We start from the raw sequence: 24,300 nt of genomic DNA on the forward strand, positions 1-24,300 counted from the left end.
TTTTCAAATTACCTCAAATTACAAAAGTTTTAAAATAAATTTTTCAAAAAGCACAACGCATACATCTATTCCCATAAACTTGTTTTGGATAAGGGGTACTTAGTAGTTGACTAATTCTTAAAAAGAAAAATTAGAAATTAATTGTTAATTCTGGGGGTATTTGCTCAAAAAAATTACATGTTGTCGAAAGGTTATTATGACAGCTTGAAACTATGCATAATGATAAGATTTGTTTACAAATATTAATCTTAAAAATTAGAAAAGATGAAATCAGAAACAGAAAACAGGAAGCTTACTCCTGAAGAATTTAATAAAACACCAGTAACAAAATTATTGGGTACAAATAGTGATGGAACGGTAGTTGCTGCCAATTCAGATCCAGCAATTCAGGTTCCACCAAGAGAGTTTGTAGAGCAAATGCGTGCATATAGTTTAGCAAACCCAGAAGCAGCGGTTGCCATTATCTCAGGTCGGGCAGATCCCTATTTAGAAGAACATTATGCAGCTGCTTTTACTCCAGATGAGGAAGGAAGGGTGCCTAAAATTCTTTTAATGTCGGAAAATGGGGCATTTTTACGAGCGTCAACTGATCCAGAGAACCTTCATGTACTTACAGAGCCCTTTACCCAAGAAGTTAAAGACAAGATTGTAGAAATCACAAAAACTGCTGCTGGAGAGTATTTTAGGGAAAGTGATCAGGGTCTAGACCCAAATGAGGTTTCTTTATGGTTAGACCCAAAAGAAACTACCTATGGAATTTTTCGTAGAACCCCGGTAGATGAAGGTAAAAGAGCTATCATGGATGGCATCTTAGATGAAATTAAAACAGGGTTAGAGCAGTTAGAACAGGAAAATCCGGGTCTTCACATTAACCTGGGAGCTGTAGATGCTTTTCTAGTTGAAAAAGTATCAAAAGGTATTACGGTCAATGAATTGTTGACAGGGCAGTTAACAGATAATTTGGAAACAGCGGGAATCACTGCTGGAACAATTACTCAAATGATGTATTCTGGAGATGATGTTACTGATATAGCAGCTCAGAATGAAGTAAACAAAGCACTTGAATCTGGTGCTTTAACAGCAGGATACACCACTAGAATTAATGACTATTCACCTAATTTTTCAGAAGATCAGGCAGATTTAATGACTAGAACTCCTCCAAAGAGTCCAAAGGATCCATCTGCACAAGACAGTTTTTATATACTTGGAGATAAAGATCATTCAGGACAGGATCAACACCGGTCTTACTTTCTGGATAATGAAGCATTTGAAAAGATGAATAGTATAAGACAAAACTTGTCGGAAATAGGATTGATGCCATCTCAAAGTGGAGATGCTCAAACACCTCCAATAGTTCTATTGACTAACGGTGATATTTTAATACAAGAACCAGAGCGTTATTCAAAGGAATCTTTAAACAAACTGAGGGATTGGGACAAGGTCAAAGTAGTTCTATTAGCTAATAGGTTAAATGCACTAAGTGTTTGGCAGAAGGAAATGGCTCTAAGTAGTGAGAATGTCGTCGCAATTACTTCAAAAGGGGCTGCTTATAGCAGGGGAGAATATCATGATTTAGATAGAAGTATTCCCCATTTTAAGTATGAAAACCAGATTATATCCTCTAATCCTGAACGTTCTGAAGATATCCAGGCTCTTCGTGTAATTCAGGCCTTATTGGTAAACAAGGAAATTATCAAAATACAAGAAATACCACCAATAGCACCACCGGAAACACAACAGGAAATCCAACCAATAGAACCAGTTGCTGCTGTTGCTGGTCTTGAACAATTTGCAAGGATGCCTGCCGCCACATTAGATGTGCCTCAGCAAAGAAGAAGATCTTCTCGTGTAGAAAATCAAGCTGCTTCTAAAAGATTAAAAAGCAATAAGATGTAAAGTACAGATCTGGAATGAGAAGGATGTATTTGTGAGCTAGAGGTACTTAGATTTAGTTCTATTCACAAAAGTTTGGTAAATTATCTTTAGCCACTTATATATTCTTCTCTTAAACTTAACTTTGATTGAATTAGATGTAATTCTAGAAACTGTGCTACCGAGTCTATAACGAGGTTTTATACTACTATTTTAATAGTCAAGTAAATAACCAATAAGTTATAGATTCGGTTTTTTATTACTATTAGTTTTTATAAAACACCCTAGTTAAGATTGTATAAATGTTCAGAGCTATTTTAACGTACAGATAAGAAATAGAAACTGTGAAAAATTCAGGAAATTACAATGGAAAAATCTTATACAGATAGCCAAAATGTTTAAATTAGGGAGAATAGTTGGACAAAAATATGTTCAATAATTACTGTAGGTCGTTCGTATTAGTTATAACAAGTGGATAGGTAGCCTTGGGTTATGAAGATTTTTCTTTTAAATTTTGTTTGAATATAGACTTCACTTCTTTTCTTTAGCGATGCTCTTTTTTGAAGTAGTTTTTAATTCTAAATGAAGCTTAAAACACTAGATCTTTTGGTAAAGTGTTGAACTCCTTTGATGTGTAAACTGATATTTGTCATAGGAAAAGGAGATTAGCTCTTATAAATTTATAACTATAATACATGAAGTTATGAAACCAAAAAAGAACCCTAAGCTAGATTTAAGTCGCAATAGCGGACTTTATTTTGTAATAGGCCTTAACATTATGTTGCTTATTACATGGAGAGCCCTAGAACTTAAAACGTACGATAGTACAGATGAGTTCATTAGCACCATTTCGGTGATTGAAGATATAAAAGAGGATATTCCTATAACCCAAACCATCAATACACCTCCACCACCACCACCAATGGCTGCACCAGAAGTTATCAAGATAGTAGAAGATATAGAAGAAATTGAAGAAACTATTATTGAGAGCACAGAAACCAATCAAGATGAAGTAATCTCTACTGCTATCGTTAATATGGATGAGGTAGAAGTTGGTGAAGAAGAAGAAGAAATTTCAGTGCCATTTTCTGTAATTGAAATAGTACCTATTTTTCCAGGTTGTGAAGGTGGTGATAACAAACAATTAAGAGACTGTTTCCAGCGTAAAATGCAGCAGCATGTCAAAGAAAATTTCAGGTATCCAGATATTGCCTTAGAATTAGGAATTACTGGAAGAGTATTTGTAATGTTTGAAATAAATTCTAAAGGGCATGTTACTAACATTCGTACTCGCGGACCAGATCGTACTTTAGAATCAGAAGCTTTAAGAATAATTAATGCTTTGCCCGTAATGACTCCTGGAAGACAAAGAGGCAAATCTGTAAAAGTACCTTACAGCATTCCTATAAATTTCGTTTTAAAGCAGAGTTAGTGATTATATTCGTGTAAAATGCCCCTGTAGCTTTAAAGCTACAGGGGCATTTTTATTGTAATCGTGTATTTTTAAAAAGATATTCTAATAAAAAATGTAATTAAAAATAAAGTATTTTAAAGATGTCTTACTTTTAAGCTTTAGAATAGATAGATGAATCTTTTAAAGTAAAAGTTATAGAATGGATTTAGCGGTTGGAATAGATATAGGAGGTACCAAGACAAAAATAGGACTGGTAAATAAAAATGGAGAATGTCTTGTACAGACTTTTTTTAGAACAAGAGATTACCAAGATTTAGAACTATTTCTAGATCAGATTGTCTCAACTATTCATCAATTAACTGAGGAATTATCTACAGAAGTAAACTTAATAGGCTGTGGTATTGGAGCGCCAAATGCTTCAGATAGAAATGGCACCATAGAACATGCTACCAATTTAGTTTGGAAAGGAATTGTACCTATTCTCAAAAAACTAAAAGAGCGTTTGCCTATACCTATGAAAATAATGAATGATGCCAGTGCAGCAGCTCTGGGTGAAATGCTTTTTGGAAATGCAAGAGGTATGAAAGATTTTATTGTGATAACTCTGGGTACTGGTTTTGGTGCAGGTATTGTTGCCAATGGTAAACTCATAAGCGGTTTTGATGGGTTTGCTGGAGAACTGGGGCATATTGATATGACTTTGGGAGATGGAAGACTTACAGGATTAGATATACGGGGAGGGCTTGAAGCATATGTTTCAGCTACTGGTTTAAAACGAACTATTATGTATATGCAATGCAAGTATATGGAAGAAAGTAGATTTCGTGATGTTGCTTATAATGACCTTCACGGAGAAGATATTACCAGAGCAGCAGAAGAAGGAGATACCCTTGCTATTAAAGCTTTTGATTATACCTCTAAAATTTTAGGTCTGGCATTAGCCAATTTTACTGCATTTACCCAACCAGAAGCATTCTTTTTACTGGGAGGTCTCGCCAACAGTGGTAAATGGATTTTTGAGGAAACCGAAAAACATATGAATGCGTCACTTCTAGAAGTCTACAAGGGTAAAGTAAAGCTTTTATCCTCAGGGATGCCTAACAAAACAGCAGCAATTTGCGGTGCCGCAGCGTTAATTTGGGAAGATTTAGTTTAGAAATATAAAATCAAAACTTTTACAAGTACCTTTTGAGAGATACATTTATAAAATCACGTAGAAATACCCATGTTTAGCGCATATTAGTTGTTTATCTTTAGGGAATCTCATAACCCTTAAGTAGATGAGCATTCCTGAAAATAAGTGTACTGATAAAAAAGAAAATGCTTCTAGCGTAAAATCTCAAAATTTTATTCAGAAAAAAGCGGTAGAATTCATAGATCAACGCCCAGAAAGTGAAAGGGTTGCCCAGCTGCAACAAGTGGCAAATCAACATACCGCTGCCCATCCTATTATCCAGCAGAAAACAAATAATACAGGCTTGCCAGACCATCTTAAATCAGGAATAGAACAGCTCTCAGGCATGGCTATGGACGATGTAAAAGTACACTACAATTCCCCAAAACCTGCACAACTACAAGCGCATGCCTATGCGCAAGGTACTCAGATACATGTAGCTTCGGGGCAGGAAAAACATGTACCTCATGAAGCCTGGCATGTAGTACAACAGAAGCAAGGCAGAGTGAAACCCACCAAACAGCTAAAAGGAAAAGTAGCTATTAATGATGATGCAGGCTTAGAAAAAGAAGCAGATGTAATGGGTGCTAAGGCAATGCAATTAAAAATGTTGACATCTCCAGAAAAAATACTGGAAAGGGGAAAGCCATTGTATTTTGGATCAAAAATACCACTTGCATATCAGCTTCAACCAAAAGTAATTCAGCGTGGACAGGGCAGTTCAAAAGTTGATGAAGATGCAATCCTAGAAAGAGAATACAAGCAAAAAGTGCTAGAGGCTACCGTAAAACTTAGCGGTAAACTGAATTTTGGTGCTTCCCCAGAAGGAAAATACGATAAGAAATATTGGAAACAAATTCCAGATAAAGATTATCTTTTGGCAATAGAAACTATCGTAAAGCCTTCTGTGGCAATTAAACACCTTATAAAAGCCCCTAAGGGATTATGGAGTTTTGATTGTGCAGAGTACATACAAGTTTGTAACCTTTATGCTACTATGGAAGTATACGGAGAAGAAATGGTCAACCAAAGAAGTCCCCTAGTGCTAAGGCAACACGGTTCAACCCCTTTTAAAAATGCAGGAGTAACTTTTGAAAGAACTAATGCTTCAGCCAAATTTGATGCGATATTTCAAAAAGCCGGGAATGCGGTAGGGGAAAACTTTATAACAGAAGATGCACTTTTGGGAGGTATTCCGACAGGTTGCAGGGTTTGTTTTAAGAACCCGGTTGCACCAGATACACCTTTCAGAAATGAAAATGCGATCTATTTAGGCGGTGGTAAGTATGCAGCACATCCTATGGGTAGTGGATTAACCGCTGCAAATATTGTAGACGAATTAGTGAGGTATAATGAAAGATCAGCACTGGGAGGTGAAGACCATGGAAGAGCACAAATATTTGTAAGTCAGGTAGAGCTTTATCCAAGTATTCCCATGGCAAAAGCTACTAAAGAAGCCCTTGGGATTGCTAAATATGAAAAATTCTTATAATTTATCGCGTAAAATCGTACTCATATTTTATAATAGGAGTTTTGTAATGAGTGAAAGTAGAGACAATGAAAACAAACAAACATAATAAGGAAAAGCAAGGTCAAAGTAAAAAGATACAAAATAATGCATTGCAAATGGCTTCTTCACAGCCTACACCTTTTATAGATAAAAGACCAGAGAGCAAACGTATAGCACAACTGCAACAAGTGGCAAATCAACATGCTGCCACCAATCCTATTATTCAACAGAAAACAAATAATACAGGCCTGCCAGATAATCTTAAGTCAGGAATAGAGCAGCTTTCTGGTATGGCTATGGACGATGTAAAAGTACACTACAATTCACCAAAACCGGCACAACTACAAGCGCATGCCTATGCGCAAGGTACTCAGATTCATGTAGCCTCGGGACAGGAAAAACATGTGCCACATGAAGCCTGGCATGTAGTGCAACAGAAGCAAGGCAGGGTGAAACCCACAAGGCAACTCAAAGAAAAAGTGGCCATAAATGATGATGCAGGCTTAGAAAAAGAAGCAGATATAATGGGCGCAAAAGCACTTCATACAATAAAAGAGATAGAAGAAAAACCGCGGCAGTCTAAAGCCATACAAACACAATTAGTAGCACAAAGAGTTCCTGCTTTTGCAGATGGACATTGGACAGATACTGATATTAACGCCACAGAATATGATACCTTTTTAGCATTAGCAACTGCAAATATGCCTACTTATGAAGGCTATGACGCAGCCCATTTAAAAGCCTTGTTTGTACTATTTAGAGAACATCTTACCCCCTTGCAGTTACAAGGGCTTATTAGCGATAATTTTAAAGCTACAATTACTGCCGTAAGAACCCGTGTAAATGTTCGTACTATAAGACTCCCCGGTGTTACTCAAGGCACCATAGATGCAAACATTAGAGATGCAAATACCATTCTTGCCAGATACAATATCAATGTTCACATTGCAGGAACTACAGTAATTACCCAAGAACAGCTTGGATTAGGACTACCAAGTCTGGATGCGGATGGAAAATTACCTAAAGATACAGAAGGAGAAGATGATTGGAATTTAATAGGACAGTTTATAGGAGGTAATGTATTACCTATGATTTGGGTGCCAGATTTTACGGGCCATGGCTGGTTCTCAAAACCAAGCGCTATTACAAAACAACTTGCTAAGGGTGTAAATGTAAGAACTATGGTGATCATGAGACCCGGGCAAACAGGGCAAACATTAGCACATGAAATGGGACACGCAATGGGAGGTATTCTGGGCCCCATACAACATGGGCAGCATGTAGATGATTTCAACAAACTCAATCTTATGCATAGTGATCCTATCATACATGCCATACATAAAAATCTGGCAAGAGAACAAATAGCTGCTTTTAAAGGAAGTCCGTTTGTAACACTAATAGGAGAATAATACATAATTACACTAGTTTTATGAAAAAGCACGATACCTATCTACCATCTAATCATAAAAAAAATACCCCACCAGCTATAGATACTTCAAAAAAGGAGAACACCACTGCTGCTTCTTTTCAAGATAAACGACCCGAAGCGGTGCGAGTACATCAATTACAGCAAATGGCAAATGATTCTGTAATGTCAGGCGGTACTATTCAAAGAATTCGTATTAAGTTAAAAGACGAAGATCACGCTTTAATGGCAGAGTTAAGGCAGACGGTAGTACCCAATCCTGGAGGGCAAGCAGTAGATAATCCTGCCGCTGCAGCTCATGCAGCACCTATAGGAGTTAATGAAAATATAATTCTGGAAGGTCATGGATATGAGGGTTTTTTCACCTCTAAAGTAGTAAGTCAAGGTGGCATAGATCCAGATCGCTTGGCACAAATCGCACATTCTGTACCTAAACCACCTTTGTGGACAGGCAAGATTATTTTATTAGGCTGTAAAACAGGAGATATTACCTCTAAAGTGTCTAAAGAGTATTTTAAAATTGCTAAAACGCAGGTAGAAGTTATAGGTACTAATACTAATATAAAAGTAGGGGCAAAGGCAGATGGTTCTCGTTTTGCAGGAGCAGAGTGGTCACATTTTCCTGTAGGTCAACGCCCAAATGACCTTGAATTTGTTACCGAACTTTTTGATATTAGCGGAGATTTTTTAAATACCGCACTTGATTTTGTAGATCTCATAATAGAGTTGGAAAATTATAGACAGAAAAAAGGCGCAGGGATCACCAAAAATTTACAAACTATAGAGCAACAAGGGCATAGGCTCATTACCATTGATGCAACTTCAACAGCAACAAAAATTCCGCATAAAAATTATAAGCTGGCAGAACGGCAACATCTCTATACCTTTTTTGATAACGTAGCCAAAGCAATTAGAGCAATTAGTTTCTTTCAATACCCAAATCAGGTAAAGCCCATTACTGGTAATCCTGCGGAAAAAATAGAAGTGAATCATGCTGCAGTGGAAAACGGGAAATTAACTAATGCGGTTGCTCCTGGGGTTCGTGAATTACAAGCTTATTATAGAGGTCTCAAATTAAAAGAAGTAGATTTTGGCAGCAAAGTAGGTACTACTCATAGCAAAATGGAAAGAACTAAAGAGAGTTTTTTTGGTGATACTTGGGAGGAAAGGGCATAGTTGAAAGAAGGAGCCAAGGCTTAGGATACAGACAAGTTTAGATCTAAATTGAACCATAAGATTCAAATAGCAGTGAATAAAACGCTAACAAAAAATAATCCTGTTAAAAGATCATTTTGTTCAATTTTAAGTAAAAAAGTAAATAATAAATAAACCCATAAAATTATGAAGAATACCAGAATTGCCATTTACTTAGGAAATTCACTCTACCCAACGGTAGGTAATAATCCAGATACAACTATTAAAATTTTACAAAACAGTCCGCTTACCAGTCCTATTTTATCACTACTCAATCAAAGTGCAGCCAACCCAGATCAGCTAGTGTATAATGATGGTGGAAACCCTGTTTTTAATACCCAAGGCGACTATATAGGTAGCAGTGAATGGGCCCATACCATTAAAAAGCTTCGTGGAGGAAATGTAAAAGAAGTATACCTTTCTTTTTCTACCAATGGTACAGAATACATGAGTAATCTAAGAGCAAGCAATCCTGTTGCGGCTCAAAAAATAGTAGATTATATCAAGAATAACCTTGGGTTTGATGGAATTGATTTAGACTATGAAGGAAGTGATTTTTCTTCTGGTGCTCCTATTTATGAATTGACAGATCTCGTTATAAAAAGCGGACTAAAATTAACAGCGGCTCCTTATACCGGAAAAGCGAATTGGAATGCCTGGGTGCAATATGTTATTAAGAACGGCGGCACTGTAAGTTGGCTTAACCTGCAATGTTATGCTGGCGGTAAATCTAATAATCCTGGTGATTGGTTGGATATTGGCGTACCTATTGTTGGGGGTAGTTGTAACAGCTGCGGACTTCCACAAACCACCTGTCGTCCTCAAGATATGCAAGCCTTGTTTACACTTTGGAGAACAGGTATTGGTAGCGTGCCTCCTAGTTGTTGGAATGGTACCCCAAATACAAAACCACAAGCCATTGGAGGAGGTTTTATCTGGGTGTATGCTTCGGTAAAAGACAATTATTCAGCATACATAAATGCAGTTGCCAAAGGACTAGGCATGTAACATTTTGTAAGAATTGAGAAGAACATTTTAATTCTTGATACCTCTAAATAGGATGCATATTAAATTTTCAGCATTAATAGGTATCAAGAATACTGTTTAAAATTGATTACAAGAGATTGTGAATTGAGTCTAGCAAATAAATGCCTGATTATAAGTCAACAGAACTAAGAAAATATTGGTAAAAGACAACACTTAGAAAAAAATGAATAGAGAAGCCATTAATAAGTCGGGAAAAAAAAGCCAATCTGTTACAAAAGAGTTGCTAACAAAAGAAATAGATAAAGGCGTTTCTTTTCAATTCAAAGACAAAAGACCCGAAACTGTCAAACAAAAAAGCATACAAGAGATCGCAAATAATCATTCTAAAGTAAACCAATTTAAATCTTTACAAGAAGTTGCAAATACCAGTTCACATACCCATTTGGTGATACAACAAAAACCTATGCAACCCAACTCTGGTAAAGTGATACAACGTTTAAGAGAAGGAGAACAATTACCTTCCTTACAAGATCAAACTGCCAAGCATCTTGAAAATAAAACATTCAATAGACACGATAATGCGCAAGGTTTTATAAAATCTACTGAAGGAGTTAGCATTAAAAGCACTTTAACCCCTGAACAAAAAATTAGTTTTACTCAAGATCTCAAAAAAACAGCCCTTTACAAAGTGGTTACAGGGCAATTGACTCCAGGATCGTTATTTTTACATCAACAAATAGGTCATAATACTGGGTTTAATACCGTAGACAATGAAGATGTTAGAAAGTATCAAGACGGGGAATACCTTCCTCCAGACCTCCATGGGCATTTAGAAGCAACAGATAAAGCGGTAAGTAGTGATGTAACCAAAGTTTCACGATGGGCAGACGGTAAGACTTTGCTAAGCAATGCCAGAGAAGAGGAAGAAGAAGCAGGTGGCTATCATGCCATGGGAGAGGATGGAGATTTTGATTTTAGAGCCAATTTGCAAAAGGCACAACAATTAATATCCACCTTTGTATCGCCATCAGTATTACGCACTGTTCCTGCTCCAAAAGTAGTAGTTCACAAGCAAATGGGGCGTGGAGATTCTTTTAGAGCCTATCAAGGAGGTACAGAAATACACATCGCTTCTAATGATACCCCAGAAGTTATTGTACATGAAGTAGGGCACTACTTAGAAGGTAATTTAGATAGCTCCCTATTTTTTGATGCAGCTGCATTAAGAGAAAAACGGCATGCTGAGGCAATAGGTAGGAGTTTGTTTGGAAGAAGAGCCGCTGGCAGAATTTCAGATCAAGAAGGAGAAACCAATGATGAAGGCAGAGGGCGGTATAAAGGAGACTATCCCGCAACGGGTGGGTACACTGCCAAGGTATATGAAGGTCTAGGAGCTACAGAGGTTGTATCAAGAACCTTAGAATATCTTTCAGAAGCAGGAAAAGCCCAAGAATTAATAGAAAACGATCCACAACAAGCCATGATTATCCTAAGACGCATTCGCCCAGATGATCCACAGATTCAAGCCATTGCCCAAAAATTTAAAGATTATTTGCCCAATAAGTAAATCGCTGGAAATATATTCTATACATTTATTATATGCCTTTTAAATGTAGAATAAAGGCATTCTAAAGGGGAAGGATAGGAATTAAAATAAAATTACCAACACAGCAAGAATTTTAAAAGAAAAGTATGAAAACCTATGCTGAAACCATACAAGAAAACAAAAGTCCATCTGTAACTAACAGAAATGCTACAAAAGGCAATAATAGCCAATCTACGCATCAATGCGAACCAAAGCTCGCTAGTTTTATTAGAATTCTCAAGGAAAAGATCAATCCTGTGATATCACTTCTACTTCACTGGTGGTGGCTTTATTAAACATTCAGGACAATTTCTAATAACTTCGCATCCAGCATCACAAGGGTTGCAGCAAATGGAAAATCCACCATTAATTGTTCGTTGTTCTAATTTGTTTAATATTCTTCCTAAGTTTACTAAATTTTTCATAATAAAAAGCTTTAATAATTATTTCAAATTGTTAAAATCTAATGGATTCACAACATGGCCAATATGTTTTCTCACAGCTTACCAAATTCCTGAAGCCTAGGGTATTTAACCCTATCGTAAGAAACCACCTGGGCACCAAATACGTTAGGAGCTTTACCTAATGGATCGAGATACTGATTTTGATTTTATAGTCATTGCCTATGCTTCGACAATATACTCAGGGCGGGTAATCTAAAAAGTTTATTAAATATTGAAAGACAAAATAAGATCTCAGGAACGCTATTTAAAGGCATAAAATGGGGCTTTTCTTTCTTAAAACCATTAAAACAAGAATTAGATGCTTTTTAAACCAAGATATACACAATTACGAATGATTAACTTTTTCTTATAGGTAAAAGTGAAAATACGTATTTTTATTCTAAATCTTTGGTAGTTTTGAGACAGCCTGATGTTGGCAAACATTTTAAAAAATGCATTAACTAATAAAAAGTCATCATTCACTCATTGTGAGTTTCAGACTAACTAAACAATGATTAGGTTTGTAAAAAAATAATCTGGATATAAAATGGATAGAAAGAAATTTATTATAACCTCTTCATTAACTGCTTTTGGGTTGTCAACTTTTGGTTCAATAATTAAAATGCCTGATGGAAAATTTAATGGAGATTGCGAAACTACTAATGACATATTAGGCCCTTTTTATAGGTCTGATGCTCCAATTCGTTCCAATTTAACTAGCGAGGGACTAATTGGAACAAGAATAGAACTAAAAGGTAAAGTTTATAAATCTGATTGTATTACTCCTCTTAACAATGCTTTAGTAGAAATTTGGCATTGCAATACGAAAGGTGAATATGATAATGAATCCAAGGATTTCAATCAAAGAGGTCGCTTAATGACTAACAATAAAGGGGAATATTCATTTTTAACAATATTACCTGGTAAATATATGAATGGAGAGCTTTACAGACCTGCTCATATTCATTATAGAGTAACTGAAGAGAATAGTAAAGAGCTAATATCGCAAATATACTTTAAAGGTGATCCTCATATAGAAAAAGATCCTTGGGCTTCCAAGAAAAATGCAGAGTTGAGAATTTTGGAAATTAGACCTGAAGATGTTAATGGAAATTTGACTTTAAATTTTGACATTTATTTGAAAGAAAAATAAAAGTTAGCCAACGTGATTAGTTGTTGTACAAGCCAATAATTTCTGATAAAAATTATCATTTTCAAGCCAACTGAGACTTTGGAACGAAGGGCTTTTTTATTTTAATTTATAATTTTATATAAGGGAAGGCTTCCTGCCCCACTTTTCACCTTATATTGAATGAATTTCAAGTATTTCTTTATGCTTGCCCTGAGCATTTTGTCGAAGGGTTATAGGCGATTTCGGACAGGTGCATGTATTTATTAGTTTGCTTAATACCAATGGTTACTTCCATAAACTCAGCACAGCTTGGTTTGCTTAAGCTCATAAATTGGTTTAAGGTTCCAAAAACAGGTTCTACCGTGCTTTGTCTTTTCCCTTTCATATATCGCTCACGCTCGCAAGTTTGTAACTTGTGAGCTATAAGAGAGAGGAAAGCACCTTTTAAAATTCAAAAACCTACAGATTCCCTTAATCCCGTAGGGCTACTTCCTTAAGCATTGCTATTTTTATTCCTGAAAAAAATCAACAAACTATTATAATAATTTTAAGTTATTTTTCTTACGTATTTTTACGTGAATCCGTTTTATGTAGTGTGAAAAACCATTGAATTTTGGTATGTTTGAATAAGTAATCTAGGGTAGTGCTAAACGTTTATAAATGTTTCTAAACCACTAAAAACGGATATAGCATTGATTTTAAATTGATTACTAGAGAAATGAACATAAGGGAACTCAACGCAATTGCTTTTATTTCAACATTCTAGCGAAGAAACACAACTCTAAAAAGAATTTCATATGCAGACACACGCAGATAAAAATCAGAAAAACAAAAGCCGATCATTATCAAGCGTGGTGGCTCAAAATAAGAGAAGTAGTGATTCCACTTTTCATTATCAGAATAATCGCCCTAAAGCGGTTTCTCAACAGAAACTACAAGTGATGGCAAATAATAGCCCTTTAGCAAAGCAAACGGCTCAATTGCAGGTAATGGCTAATAATTATGCAGCGCAACATCAACAACCTATACAAAAGAAAGAAAATAAAACAGGCATGCCTAATAACCTAAAATCTGGAATTGAAAATCTTTCTGGATATTCATTAGATGATGTAAAGGTGCATTATAATTCAAATAAACCTGCCCAGCTGCAAGCTCACGCCTATGCGCAGGGAACAGATATTCACTTGGGTTCGGGTCAGGAAAAACATTTGCCTCATGAAGCATGGCATGTGGTACAGCAAAAGCAGGGTAGAGTTAAACCCACCATGCAGATGAAGGGCAAAGTGAATATTAATGATGATGCTGGTTTAGAGCGGGAGGCAGACATGATGGGAGACAAGGCTGCTCAATTCAAAATGGACAATGATATACTACTTTCCAAAAGTTCTTTAGTAAGTAGAACTCCTTCGGCTAAAAAATATACTCAGTTAAAATCCAATGTGATACAATTAGCTACTCCGTTAAGTACAAATAGATTAAATGTGGTTGGTGAAAATCATCCTCAAACAAAAGCTAGATTAGCTCGTGAAAAGCAATACACTGCTGCACATGCTGGCTCTGCCAATTATTGGACAGAGTCTAGATTTAGGGACAGAGCTTTTTCTTTTTGGAGAGATTATTTAAGTGATATGCGTGCAACTGCAGATCCATTTGAAGTTCGTTTTAATAACTCACAGCAATTCCTTGCAGAAAATGCAGTGATCATAAAAAATCAAGGGGATGCTGGTACAAACACCCAACAAGCATTAAACAATTTAAACGTACAACAAAAATTTATTCATACTCTTTGGATCTATCTTTCCAATATGGATGCAGGCTTTTTAGAAGATAGATCTGACGGATTTGAAGTGCCAAGAGCTAGAAGAAACGAAATGTTAGGATATAGGCAACAAATAAAAAACATTGCTGTTACATGGCAAGCAGCAAGAGTTGCTTTGGCTCTTGCAATTCCTACGGCAGCTCCGGCCAATGTTTTCGCCGGTTGGTCAAATGGGGGTGTGGTGGTTACATCTGAGGCAAATGAAAGGGCAAATTACAAGAAAAGTATTGATGATCTTGGACAGCTAAATGTAGTAGCAAGGACTGCAGCCCAACTGAGTCAAGATAGATCTGCTGCTATGAATGTGGCTGCAAATAATCGGGCTACTGAGCTTGGGGTTTGGAAGGTAGGCGATGCTCATGCTGGGCATATGGAATTAGACCATCCAAGAAATTATAATCTCGTAAGACTGGCTGATTTCAATGCGGATTATGATACATGGAATCCATAGTTTTATAGGGTTTCTTTAGAATACTACATTCCCATTTTCACACTATTTTAATCTAACCGTCTTATTTTAGGGTGTTAATTTACTTTTTCACTCATTGACTTCGCTCTGGGTTCAGAAAATGAAATAAAAGAATCCTAAAGAAAGTCGGGAGCGCTTTTAGTTCATCTTATTTCTATTTTCTGTTAAGGAATTCATGAAGCTTTGATTTCCAGCGGTGTTTTTAGCCGAAAAAGAGTAAAACCGCATTCATTTTAGTCACCAATCTTTTTTTGCAAAAGAGTTCATGAATTGATATTTCTTTAAGACTTGAAGCTTTTTAATAGAAAATGCCTCATATACCCTAGAAAAAGAAAAAATCCTGTGGAAAACTAACTTTTTAATGTCTATCTCAAGCTTATAGGGAGTCTAAATAACGTCAGTTCGACATAATTAAGAATTAAAATCGAGTTCAAAGTTGTCTTTTTCCGCAGTATAACAAGGTTTTCCGTTAAGAATTTTCGAAGCCTTGGAGAAAATTTAGGAAAGCCTTGTGGTTTTGTCCACTTTATGGACAAAAATACCTTGGGAAAAGTGTCTTTTCTTTTGGTTCGTTTTCTTTGGACAAGCAAAGAAAATGAACGTAACGGTCTAAAAATAAGATTGTTAAACTAAAATAGTGTAAAAAAATTTAAATTATATTTTATGAAAGTTATATCGAACCCACGTTAAATAGACAAACCTGTAAAAGAAATTAAGAGTGATTAGTTAAAAACTTTCTTAATTCTTTCAAAAAAATATAATAAAAATCTTATATTCATTGCAATTTAATAGATCAAATTAAAGGAGTTACTTATGAACAAAAATAGGACCGATCTTGAACAAGAAGGATTGATACCGCAAGTGGTAGTGTTAAGAGTTTCTAATATGTTTATGATAAACTATAACTATTTGGTAATTGATAATACAAGTAGTACCTCCATAATCATAGATCCTGCTTGGGATATGGATAAAATTGAGCAGGCTATTGCTGAAAGCCAAACTCGCTTGCAAGGTATTTTACTAACCCACTCACATTTTGATCATTTGCATCTAGCAAAACCCTTGGCAGCTAAGTATAACTGTCCTATCTGGATGTCTCATGAAGAGATAGCGATCTCCAATTTTAGGGCTCCACAATTGCAAGCGATAGGTGTAAAACCTTGGTGGGTAGGACGCTTAAAAATAAAACCTTTACTTACCCCAGGGCATACCCCAGGAAGCATGTGTTACCTTATTGGGAATAATTTGTTTAGTGGAGACACCCTATTTGCCGAAGGTTGTGGTCTCTGTTCTGATGTTGCTGCGGCTCATACGATGTTTGAAAGTCTCAAACATATTGGAGATAATGTAAAACCAAACACCCGTATCTTTCCAGGACATATGTATGGAAAGCCTCCGGGTCAAGAATTTTCTTTTGTTTTTAAAAATAACATCTATTTACAACTTAAAAATAAACATGACTTTGCCTCCTACCGATTGAGAAAAGGACAGGATAGTTCTAAGTTTTTTGCATTTTCGTAAGGCCACTAACTACTGCTTGTTTTGAATATTTACACACTTAAATAGTGTGAGCTATATAGCATTAAAAAGATAAAACTAGTTCAATGATTATATGCAAATTTATTTTTTAAAGAAAATCTACTGTCAATAAAATGATATACAAGAGGAGCAGAAAAGATAGTATTGAAATAGTAGATTCTACTTTAGCCACCTATAAGTTTATAAATTGTGTGTACTGAGCGTAGGCATAGAAAATTTTGGAATGCTTTACTAGCAATAAAATTAAAGACTTAGCCTTGGTAAAACCAAAGGAAAGCCCTTATGATAAATCACTTAGCTATAAATAAACAGTTTGAGAAAAATATACTGCAAGATAAAACGATAATTAATTTTAAATAACAAACTATAGCTAAATCAAGTGGTATGAAAAATGCACCAAGTACAACAGGAAACAAATCTGGAGGAGGTTCAAAACGTTCTTCAAGCTTTATATAATTATAACCAAATATTAACTTAATCTACAAGTACCATGAAACAAACTATTTTAGTAGTATCATTTTTCCTTTTAAGTGTCACTTTTTGTTTTTCACAACAAAATAGAGGTCGTATTCAAATTCAGGGAAGTAAATTAGAAAAATCAGAAGCCTGGTCTACAAAAGATTCCTATACAAAAAAAGAAGCCCTAAAAGATTTAGCTGCCCTTTGGAAGAGCTTGTCTACAAGAGAGCAAAGAGATAGGGAAGCTGCTTATAAAGAAGCGCAAACATACATTAAAAGAGCACCTAAAGAAGGCTATTGTATTACAGGAGCCAAACTTGCAAAAGAGTTTAAGGATAAAAATAGAAAAGATTCTAAGGCAAGAATAGATATTGAAATTAAATTGGGATGCGCATTTACAGATAAATAAAAACGCAAACCATTTTTTTTAAAAGGACTTTAAGCATGCTTGAAGTCCTTTTACTATTTTCTCAAATAGGTTTACATGTCAGTTTTACATACATAAGAATTAAAAATCCAGTTTAAAATTGTCTTTTCTTTTGGTTCGTTTCTGAACCCAGAGTGGCGTCGCAGGGTGGGCAACCAAAGAAAATGAATGTAAGTAACTTAAATGCAATATTTTTACTAATTAAAAGACCTTATGTAAGATTAAAATAGACAACTGAAATTAGACGGAAAACGCTTTAAATACCTTTTAAAATTCAAAGGCCTACGGATTCCCGTAAGGCTACTGCCTTAAACCCCTCTATTTTTATTCCTGAAAAAAATCAACCAACCATTAAATAATTTTTACGCTATTTTTCTTACGTGTTATTACGTGAATCCGTTTTAGGTAGTGTGAAAAACCATTGGTTTTTGGTATGTTTGAATGAGTAATCTAGGGTAGTGCTAAGCGTTTATAAATGTTTACAAACACTTACAAACGACTAAGAACGGCTATAGCATTAATTTTAAGTTGATTACGAAAAATAAATATATGAAAAATAAACGCAATTGCGTTTACTAACTAGTTGGCAAACAGTTCAGGAAACGCAACCAGAATGAGAAAATGGGAATTAAAGAATATTTAGATAATAATTTGAACAAATATTATATCGGAATTCTGAATAAGAACGGATTTGAATTGACTGAATCTGATATTAGCGGAATGGGTGGAATTTATCGCTTTAAAAATAGTTGGCTGAATTTTGACGTTGTAAATGACAGAGGAATAATTGAAACTCGAATTTCCTCACTCTTCTCTGAAAATTTTTATGACTTGGACTTGATAAATGCATTTTTAAGTCGGAGAAATAAAACAGATTTGGAAAAACCAAAGTTTGGAAAATCTGACTTATCAAAACGACTGAATTTAGAGCAAGAAAGTGAATTGTTTGAAAATAATCTGACTGAATTAAAAACTATGTTTAGCGAACTGAATTATAAAAAAACTGAATCGGAATTAAATAAAATCGGAAATGAACGCGCGAAATTATTATTCGGATAAAAAAACCGATTTGCCAACAATGGCTATAAGTAATTGCTTGTTCTCGCCTTCTTCTGAAAATCCTCGCGGATTTTCAGTTTGGGGTGTACTTGCAAAGTAAAGTGCTAACCCACGCAACTACTCATAGCCGGAGACGTTAGGGGCAATTGACCGAACCCAATTACTGTAAAAAATGCCCATTTATCAACCAAGAAATAACGCAACTAAGAAAAGTCAAATTCTTGAAAGAAGAATATTTGAATTTTTACAGTTACGCAATCTAGAGAAGAAGAATGAAAAACACTTAAAATTAGCCGAGAAAGTTAGACAAGCTCAACTCAATTATTTAAAGGCAAGACTTTCTTTGTCTAAGACATTTTCATCTGAAAATGAACCCGACCTTGATTTGATTAATAAGGTGAAAAAAGAAATTACTGAATGGGAATCGCTTTCCTATGATGAGATTATTGGATTCTGTTTAACACATTCTAGATAAAATTAATAGCACTTAACAAATGAAACTTACTTCTGGAGACATTTTTAAAATTCCAACTGGAATTGGGTTTGGTTTTTTACAATTTATCGAAATTGACTCAATGGGAATTGAATACATAAGAGTTTTGGATCAAATTTCTGAAAATGGGACAATAACGCAATTTGAAATTGATAAAACAGAAAGATGGTGTATTGGATTCCCACTTAGGGCTGCGTCCCGAAAAAAGATTGTGGAGAGAATAGGAACTTTTAATATCCCTTCAAATTTCAAACCTTCGGATTCTGTAAGAAGTGAGCATATAATTGGAGATAAATTCCTAGGTTGGTTCATAATTAATAGAAAGACCCTGAAAAGAAAGTTTAAAAAGAAATTGAGCAAAAAACAACTGAAGTTATCTCCGCACGGAATTATGAATGACACTCTAATTATTGAAAGATTAGAGGAAAATTGGAATTTAGCCGAATGGAAATAAAAGCACATAACAACGGCTATAATTCATTGTGGCGGAATTTCCCTCCGGAAACTCCTACCTTTATACCAACGCTTGGTTTTCGCGGAATAGTCCTTGCGGACAATTCCACAACGAAACCATAGCCCAACCGTTAGGCACAACACGAAAAAAAAACCGTAAATTGAACAAACAACCTACCAAATCTAAAAAACGAATTGACTTATTAGATATATATCGTGGGTTTGCAATTCTTGGTATTTTTGTTGTGAACATAGTCATAATGAATTCGACTTTTCTCAATCAAGACGAATTTGCAAAACAATGGACTTCCAATGTCGACAAAATATCTGAGAAAATTCTGCAACTCTTTTTTTACACTAAGTTCTTCCCAATTTTTTCTCTACTTTTTGGATTGGGAATCTCAATGCAAGCTCTAAAATTATTTGACAAAAATCAACTTTCATTTTCATTCTTTGCTCGAAGAATGTTTATACTTTTTTTAATTGGCGTTTTCCATATTGTTTTTTTATGGTCTGGCGACGTTTTGAACTTATATGCAATCATTGGACTTTTCACCACACTGATGATTAAAAAATCAAATAAATTAATCCTTACGCTATCCGTATTTTTTTTATTTTTTCCATTTTACGACCAACTTTTTGAATATGTTTTTAATCTAATCAATTTTAAACCTGAAAGCTATTTAAAAGATTACACTGGAGCATCAGTCAACGAAATAATCCGAAATGGCACTTATCGGCAGGGTATTATATTGAGACTTTTGGAATATCTCACAAATGTCCCTATGCTTTTTGGATTCTTAGCCCCAGTGGCAATTTCAATGTTTTTATTAGGTCTTTATCTTGGTAAAAACAAAGTTTACGAATCATTAGACTTATTCATTAATAAAGTGAGAAAACCGATATTACTTATTGCTGTTTTGACTAACATTTATAGAGTAATATTTCTATTTATTCTTGTAAAGCACGAGGTTTTTTCATCTGAAATTTATCGAGAAATATTTATCAAACTGATGGTACTTTGTGATGTTGCAATGGGCTTATTTTATCTTTGGCTAATTGGCTGGATTTATTTCAATAGAAATATGAAAAAAATTTTATTGCCTTTGAAATATGCTGGCAGAATGGCTCTTACAAATTACATTATGCAAAGTTTTATTGGCTTGATTATATTTTCATCTATAGGCTTTAGCTTTTATGAGTCTTTAAGTCCATCAAAGACATTAATGACAGCTTTTTTTGTCTTCATATTCCAAATTATATTAAGTAAAATATGGTTATCTTACTTTCGATTTGGACCATTTGAGTGGGTCTGGCGATGTTTAACATATAAAGAACTATTACCGATAAAGAAAAAAAATACTGTGCCTAACACCGGTAACCGTTGCACAAGCCAATAATTGATGATAAAGTTAATCATTTCAAGCCCTTCAGAAGGGCTTTTTTATTTTAGTTTATCATTTTATGAAAGGCAAGGTTCCACACCCTACTTTTCACCTTATTTTGAGTAAATTTTAAATATTTTTTCAAATTACCCGTCCTGAGCATTTCGTCGAAGGGTAGGCGATTGCAGATAGCTGCATACATTTATTTGCTTGCCTTATGCCAATGGTTACTTCGGTAAACTCAGTACAAGCTTGATCTTTCTTAGCCCCATAAACTGGGTTAAGGTGCCAAAAACGGGTTTTACCTTGCTTTGTCGTTTCCCTTTCATAGATGACTCACTCTCTAAAGCTTACAACGTATGCCCTATAGGCGTAGGCAAAGAAAATGAACGGAAGTAACTTAAATGTAATATTTTTAATAATTCAAGGACCTTATTTAACCTGAGTTCGATGTAAAAAGAACTACTTTTTCTATGGATTTTTTCTTTTCCCCGCGCCGCCTGGCTGCTTCACTAAAAACAGCTACTAGCTGTTTTCTTTACATTCGCCCCTGTGCGAGCAAAGAAAATGAAATTAATAATCTAAAAATAAGATGGTTAGATTAAAATTATATTTTATAAAGGTTATATCGTATTCATGTTTATATTTTCAGAAGAAATTAAGTAATTGTAAAAAAAATTAGTGCACCTCTGTGATTTTTTTAAAACAATAGCTACTAATAGAATAAAGCAAGTTTTGTATGCGTACGAAAGATGAATTTGTAAAACTCATCAAAGAACATGAAGGGGTTATTTTTAAAATAACTACCGTGTATACAGATAATAGGGTAGACCAACAAGACCTCTATCAAGATATCGTATACCAGTTATGGAAGTATTTTGATTCTTTCCGGAACGAATCAAAATTTAGTACCTGGATGTATCGGGTAGCATTAAATACCGCCATTACTCGTATAAAAAAAGAAAAAAGAAGAGGTAAGAATGTAGAGATAGACCAGATAAATAGTATAGAGACAGCAGCACCAAATCCGCTATTAGAAGAACGCCTTAAACTCATGTATGCGCAAATTAGAAAATTGAATGATCTTGATAAAGGCTTGGTGCTACTTCTATTAGAAGGTAAAAGTTATCAGGAAATCGCGGAGATCTCTGGTATTTCCGCGAGTAATGTAGGCACCCGTTTATCGCGCATCAAACAAAAACTGAAATCTAACATCTCAAAAACAATACACTAATGGATTTAGATGAAATGAAAGAAGTTTGGGCAGAACTGTCCCAACAAGCAGAGCAACAAAAGAAGTTAAACACACAAATGATAGAAAAAATGACAGAGCTACAATACAAAAACCGAATTAACAAAATAATTATTCCTGAACTTATTGGAGGCGTTGTATGTGCCGCCATCGTAATTTTTATAGTAGTAAACTTTCAAAAATTAGAGCACTGGTATCTTATAATGGCCGCTATTGTATCTATAGCCATTCTTACTGTGTTACCTATTTTATCTTTTAGATCTTTAAAAAACCTGTATAATATTTCCCCTGTAGTAAACAATTACAAAGAAGTACTTATTAAATACAACAAAGGAAAAAGACAGGTTAAGTTTGTACAAAAGCTAAGTATCTACCTAAGTTTTATTCTCATGTTTGCCTTAATGCCGGTATCTTTGAAATTATTTTCTAATAAAGACCTCTCACAGCTCCACTATGAAAAATTACTATGGGCAGCACCGCTAGGGATTTTATTTGTAGTGCTAATGACCCGCTGGGTGTTTAAGTACTATAAAAATGTAATAAAAGGAACAGATACTTTATTGGCAGAATTAGAGAAGGAATCGTAAAAACGATAAACTAGCAAATAAGTTTGTAATTTTGCAGCCTTTCAATTTCAATAAATGGCTCTTTGTACCCAAAATACAGATCAGGCGGCAGCTCTTTTAAACGAAGGAAAGCTAGTAGCTATTCCCACAGAAACCGTATATGGGCTAGCAGCAAAAGCAAGCTTACCGGAAGCGGTTAAGCAGATCTTTAAGGTGAAAAACAGACCCGCGAATAACCCGCTAATTCTGCATTTTCCTAATCTGGAGGCAGCCCTTCCCTATATTAAAACGCCTAAAGAGGAAGTTTTACAACTTAGCCAAACCTTTTGGCCGGGGCCGCTCACCTTACTATTAGAAAAATCAGACTTAGTACCAGAGGTGGTGACAGCGGGTTCTACAAGAGTCGCTATACGAGTTCCATCACATCCACTTACCCTAGAATTACTAGAGAAGCTAGATGCGCCTCTAGCCGCACCAAGTGCCAACCCATCTGGTTACATAAGTCCTACCATGGCATTACACGTAGAAAAACAATTAGGAGAAAAGATTCCTATGATATTAGATGGAGGTGCCTGTAAACGAGGCATTGAATCTACTATTTTAGGATGGGACCAGTTTGATGTACCTACTATTTATAGAATGGGAAGCATTACCCCAGAAGCCATTGCAAATTGCATAGGAAAAACACCCATATTATTGAATTCTGAAAGCAAAAAAATAGAAGCTCCGGGGATGCTTTCTAAACATTATGCACCCAAAACACCTACTTTAATTACGAATAACGTTGAAGAAGTTATTTTAAGGCATCAAAATAAAAAAATAGGACTTATTAGGAGTATTCCCAATAAAAAAAACAAGTGGGTTTTTAAAGAAATAATCCTCTCTGAAACTGGAAACTTTGAAGAAATAGCCAGTAACTTATATTCCAAGATGCATGAGATGGATGCTGTGCAAGCAGACCTTCTCATTATAGAAATGGTTCCAGAAGAGGGTGTAGGCATTGCCATAAACGATAGGTTACGCAGAGCTGCTTCTCTAAATTAAAGGCTAGTGAAATCTGGTTGAAAATAAAATAATCTTGGAGAAAAGAATTTGTAGAATTGGGATGACGTCTTAATCTATAGTGTCAAATCATTCATTAGGTAAATAAGCTTCTAAAGAAGCTATCTACAAATGATGTTTACCAGATTACTTGTCTAATTTATTAAACATTTTTATTACAAAGAAAAGCCAGACTACAAAAAAGAGTCCCACAATCAAAGAATAGATAAAAATAAAATCCACTACTTCTTATATTTAAAATAATTCATAAAGCCGAGAATAGTGGGAGCCCATAAGCCCACAAAAATCCCGTGTAATTTATCACCTGAAAGAAATAGTGCTTCAGCTATCACAATGGTAACTAATACCAAGATGATCATCATGAAATTAAATACTCCAATGTTTCTGATAAACTCCTTAATCATACTTATTAATTATTGACTATAAAATTATAGTATAAAGGTAATTGGAATAGTATTCAAATGAAAAAAAAAAGAATGTTTTCTGTTAAAAAATGACAAAAGACCTTAAGGGATTATAAAATAATCCTTCAAAGTCTCTTTAATAAATAGAGATATATAAAATTTTCTGGAAAAGTAGT

Annotated in this window: 22 protein-coding genes and 2 pseudogenes; 21 read left to right on the forward strand and 3 right to left on the reverse strand. The window is 35.0% G+C overall.

Going from position 1 to position 24,300, the window contains the following annotated elements:
* The first annotated feature begins 264 nt into the window (after positions 1 to 264).
* From WBG07_RS13645 to WBG07_RS13690, 11 genes are all read left to right on the forward strand, one after another.
* A complete protein-coding gene (locus WBG07_RS13645) occupies positions 265 to 1,896 on the forward strand; it encodes an HAD family hydrolase (RefSeq protein ID WP_340202077.1) in 1,632 nt (543 codons plus the stop codon).
* A gap of 679 nt (positions 1,897 to 2,575) precedes the next feature.
* Entirely contained in the window at positions 2,576 to 3,304 is a 729-nt protein-coding gene (locus WBG07_RS13650; RefSeq protein WP_340202078.1) for an energy transducer TonB, read from the forward strand.
* A 181-nt stretch (positions 3,305 to 3,485) separates the two neighbouring features.
* The gene (locus WBG07_RS13655) at positions 3,486 to 4,442 is read left to right on the forward strand and encodes an ROK family protein (RefSeq protein WP_340202079.1); all 957 of its coding nucleotides are present in this window, start codon (positions 3,486 to 3,488) and stop codon (positions 4,440 to 4,442) included.
* A 124-nt stretch (positions 4,443 to 4,566) separates the two neighbouring features.
* A complete protein-coding gene (locus WBG07_RS13660) occupies positions 4,567 to 5,952 on the forward strand; it encodes an eCIS core domain-containing protein (RefSeq protein ID WP_340202080.1) in 1,386 nt (461 codons plus the stop codon).
* Positions 5,953 to 6,017: 65 nt separating this feature from the next.
* The gene (locus tag WBG07_RS13665) at positions 6,018 to 7,379 is read left to right on the forward strand and encodes an eCIS core domain-containing protein (RefSeq protein WP_340202081.1); all 1,362 of its coding nucleotides are present in this window, start codon (positions 6,018 to 6,020) and stop codon (positions 7,377 to 7,379) included.
* A 20-nt stretch (positions 7,380 to 7,399) separates the two neighbouring features.
* Positions 7,400 to 8,572 carry a hypothetical protein gene (locus WBG07_RS13670; RefSeq protein WP_340202082.1) on the forward strand — a complete coding sequence of 391 codons (1,173 nt, stop codon included), beginning with the start codon at positions 7,400 to 7,402 and terminating at the stop codon, positions 8,570 to 8,572.
* 165 nt (positions 8,573 to 8,737) lie between these two features.
* Positions 8,738 to 9,598, forward strand: coding sequence for a glycoside hydrolase family 18 protein (locus WBG07_RS13675; RefSeq protein WP_340202083.1), 861 nt, complete (start codon positions 8,738 to 8,740; stop codon positions 9,596 to 9,598).
* Positions 9,599 to 9,800: 202 nt separating this feature from the next.
* Complete coding sequence (locus WBG07_RS13680) at positions 9,801 to 11,144, forward strand: hypothetical protein (protein WP_340202084.1); 1,344 nt, start codon at positions 9,801 to 9,803, stop codon at positions 11,142 to 11,144.
* A 125-nt stretch (positions 11,145 to 11,269) separates the two neighbouring features.
* Entirely contained in the window at positions 11,270 to 11,458 is a 189-nt protein-coding gene (locus WBG07_RS13685) for a hypothetical protein (protein ID WP_340202085.1), read from the forward strand.
* Between the two features lie 170 nt (positions 11,459 to 11,628).
* Positions 11,629 to 11,748: a DUF4372 domain-containing protein gene (locus WBG07_RS19485; protein ID WP_413788827.1), complete on the forward strand. Its 120-nt coding sequence runs from the start codon at positions 11,629 to 11,631 to the stop codon at positions 11,746 to 11,748.
* Between the two features lie 404 nt (positions 11,749 to 12,152).
* Positions 12,153 to 12,758 carry a dioxygenase family protein gene (locus WBG07_RS13690; RefSeq protein ID WP_340202086.1) on the forward strand — a complete coding sequence of 202 codons (606 nt, stop codon included), beginning with the start codon at positions 12,153 to 12,155 and terminating at the stop codon, positions 12,756 to 12,758.
* A gap of 125 nt (positions 12,759 to 12,883) precedes the next feature.
* Here WBG07_RS13690 and WBG07_RS19510 read toward each other — a convergent pair.
* Positions 12,884 to 13,128: pseudogene (locus WBG07_RS19510) on the reverse strand (hypothetical protein); the annotation flags it as partial.
* A gap of 406 nt (positions 13,129 to 13,534) precedes the next feature.
* Here WBG07_RS19510 and WBG07_RS13695 point away from each other — a divergent pair.
* The 7 genes from WBG07_RS13695 to WBG07_RS13725 all read left to right on the forward strand — a co-directional run bounded on the left by WBG07_RS13695 (position 13,535) and on the right by WBG07_RS13725 (position 20,855).
* Positions 13,535 to 15,007 (forward strand): eCIS core domain-containing protein, encoded by a 1,473-nt coding sequence (locus WBG07_RS13695; RefSeq protein ID WP_340202087.1) that lies wholly within the window; start codon positions 13,535 to 13,537, stop codon positions 15,005 to 15,007.
* Between the two features lie 831 nt (positions 15,008 to 15,838).
* Positions 15,839 to 16,546, forward strand: coding sequence for an MBL fold metallo-hydrolase (locus WBG07_RS13700; RefSeq protein WP_340202088.1), 708 nt, complete (start codon positions 15,839 to 15,841; stop codon positions 16,544 to 16,546).
* A 508-nt stretch (positions 16,547 to 17,054) separates the two neighbouring features.
* Entirely contained in the window at positions 17,055 to 17,432 is a 378-nt protein-coding gene (locus tag WBG07_RS13705; protein ID WP_340202089.1) for a hypothetical protein, read from the forward strand.
* Positions 17,433 to 18,071: 639 nt separating this feature from the next.
* Positions 18,072 to 18,509 carry a hypothetical protein gene (locus WBG07_RS13710; RefSeq protein WP_340202090.1) on the forward strand — a complete coding sequence of 146 codons (438 nt, stop codon included), beginning with the start codon at positions 18,072 to 18,074 and terminating at the stop codon, positions 18,507 to 18,509.
* 172 nt (positions 18,510 to 18,681) lie between these two features.
* Positions 18,682 to 18,984, forward strand: coding sequence for a hypothetical protein (locus tag WBG07_RS13715; protein ID WP_340202091.1), 303 nt, complete (start codon positions 18,682 to 18,684; stop codon positions 18,982 to 18,984).
* Positions 18,985 to 19,003: 19 nt separating this feature from the next.
* Complete coding sequence (locus tag WBG07_RS13720; RefSeq protein ID WP_340202092.1) at positions 19,004 to 19,456, forward strand: hypothetical protein; 453 nt, start codon at positions 19,004 to 19,006, stop codon at positions 19,454 to 19,456.
* 160 nt (positions 19,457 to 19,616) lie between these two features.
* Positions 19,617 to 20,855 (forward strand): DUF418 domain-containing protein, encoded by a 1,239-nt coding sequence (locus WBG07_RS13725; protein WP_340202093.1) that lies wholly within the window; start codon positions 19,617 to 19,619, stop codon positions 20,853 to 20,855.
* 73 nt (positions 20,856 to 20,928) lie between these two features.
* Here WBG07_RS13725 and WBG07_RS19515 read toward each other — a convergent pair.
* Positions 20,929 to 21,169, reverse strand: a pseudogene (locus tag WBG07_RS19515) (hypothetical protein); the annotation flags it as partial.
* A gap of 410 nt (positions 21,170 to 21,579) precedes the next feature.
* On the opposite strand from WBG07_RS19515, the gene WBG07_RS13730 reads away from it, so the two are divergent.
* The 3 genes from WBG07_RS13730 to WBG07_RS13740 are packed head-to-tail and all read left to right on the forward strand — an operon-like array spanning position 21,580 to position 23,702.
* On the forward strand, positions 21,580 to 22,074 hold the full coding sequence (locus WBG07_RS13730) for an RNA polymerase sigma factor (protein ID WP_340202094.1): 495 nt from the start codon (positions 21,580 to 21,582) through the stop codon (positions 22,072 to 22,074).
* Positions 22,074 to 22,679: a hypothetical protein gene (locus WBG07_RS13735; protein WP_340202095.1), complete on the forward strand. Its 606-nt coding sequence runs from the start codon at positions 22,074 to 22,076 to the stop codon at positions 22,677 to 22,679. The genes WBG07_RS13730 and WBG07_RS13735 overlap by 1 nt, the downstream gene beginning before the upstream one ends.
* 54 nt (positions 22,680 to 22,733) lie before the next feature.
* Positions 22,734 to 23,702 carry an L-threonylcarbamoyladenylate synthase gene (locus WBG07_RS13740; protein ID WP_340202096.1) on the forward strand — a complete coding sequence of 323 codons (969 nt, stop codon included), beginning with the start codon at positions 22,734 to 22,736 and terminating at the stop codon, positions 23,700 to 23,702.
* A 239-nt stretch (positions 23,703 to 23,941) separates the two neighbouring features.
* Here the strand turns inward: WBG07_RS13740 and WBG07_RS13745 are convergent, their stop codons facing one another.
* The gene (locus WBG07_RS13745) at positions 23,942 to 24,124 is read right to left on the reverse strand and encodes a hypothetical protein (protein ID WP_340202097.1); all 183 of its coding nucleotides are present in this window, start codon (positions 24,122 to 24,124) and stop codon (positions 23,942 to 23,944) included.
* Positions 24,125 to 24,300: the final 176 nt, after the last annotated feature.

The sequence above is a fragment of the Ascidiimonas meishanensis genome (assembly GCF_037782385.1).
GTDB lineage: Bacteria > Bacteroidota > Bacteroidia > Flavobacteriales > Flavobacteriaceae > Ascidiimonas > Ascidiimonas meishanensis.

Bases quoted from the DNA above. Each gene is read 5' to 3' on its own strand.
- WBG07_RS13645 (WP_340202077.1), top strand. From the start codon at position 265: ATGAAATCAGAAACAGAAAACAGGAAGCTTACTCCTGAAGAATTTAAT.
- WBG07_RS13650 (WP_340202078.1), top strand. From the start codon at position 2,576: ATGAAACCAAAAAAGAACCCTAAGCTAGATTTAAGTCGCAATAGCGGA.
- WBG07_RS13655 (WP_340202079.1), top strand. From the start codon at position 3,486: ATGGATTTAGCGGTTGGAATAGATATAGGAGGTACCAAGACAAAAATA.
- WBG07_RS13660 (WP_340202080.1), top strand. From the start codon at position 4,567: ATGAGCATTCCTGAAAATAAGTGTACTGATAAAAAAGAAAATGCTTCT.
- WBG07_RS13665 (WP_340202081.1), top strand. From the start codon at position 6,018: ATGAAAACAAACAAACATAATAAGGAAAAGCAAGGTCAAAGTAAAAAG.
- WBG07_RS13670 (WP_340202082.1), top strand. From the start codon at position 7,400: ATGAAAAAGCACGATACCTATCTACCATCTAATCATAAAAAAAATACC.
- WBG07_RS13675 (WP_340202083.1), top strand. From the start codon at position 8,738: ATGAAGAATACCAGAATTGCCATTTACTTAGGAAATTCACTCTACCCA.
- WBG07_RS13680 (WP_340202084.1), top strand. From the start codon at position 9,801: ATGAATAGAGAAGCCATTAATAAGTCGGGAAAAAAAAGCCAATCTGTT.
- WBG07_RS13685 (WP_340202085.1), top strand. From the start codon at position 11,270: ATGAAAACCTATGCTGAAACCATACAAGAAAACAAAAGTCCATCTGTA.
- WBG07_RS19485 (WP_413788827.1), top strand. From the start codon at position 11,629: ATGGATTCACAACATGGCCAATATGTTTTCTCACAGCTTACCAAATTC.
- WBG07_RS13690 (WP_340202086.1), top strand. From the start codon at position 12,153: ATGGATAGAAAGAAATTTATTATAACCTCTTCATTAACTGCTTTTGGG.
- WBG07_RS13695 (WP_340202087.1), top strand. From the start codon at position 13,535: ATGCAGACACACGCAGATAAAAATCAGAAAAACAAAAGCCGATCATTA.
- WBG07_RS13700 (WP_340202088.1), top strand. From the start codon at position 15,839: ATGAACAAAAATAGGACCGATCTTGAACAAGAAGGATTGATACCGCAA.
- WBG07_RS13705 (WP_340202089.1), top strand. From the start codon at position 17,055: ATGAAACAAACTATTTTAGTAGTATCATTTTTCCTTTTAAGTGTCACT.
- WBG07_RS13710 (WP_340202090.1), top strand. From the start codon at position 18,072: ATGGGAATTAAAGAATATTTAGATAATAATTTGAACAAATATTATATC.
- WBG07_RS13715 (WP_340202091.1), top strand. From the start codon at position 18,682: ATGCCCATTTATCAACCAAGAAATAACGCAACTAAGAAAAGTCAAATT.
- WBG07_RS13720 (WP_340202092.1), top strand. From the start codon at position 19,004: ATGAAACTTACTTCTGGAGACATTTTTAAAATTCCAACTGGAATTGGG.
- WBG07_RS13730 (WP_340202094.1), top strand. From the start codon at position 21,580: ATGCGTACGAAAGATGAATTTGTAAAACTCATCAAAGAACATGAAGGG.
- WBG07_RS13735 (WP_340202095.1), top strand. From the start codon at position 22,074: ATGGATTTAGATGAAATGAAAGAAGTTTGGGCAGAACTGTCCCAACAA.
- WBG07_RS13740 (WP_340202096.1), top strand. From the start codon at position 22,734: ATGGCTCTTTGTACCCAAAATACAGATCAGGCGGCAGCTCTTTTAAAC.
- WBG07_RS13745 (WP_340202097.1), bottom strand. From the start codon at position 24,124: ATGATTAAGGAGTTTATCAGAAACATTGGAGTATTTAATTTCATGATG.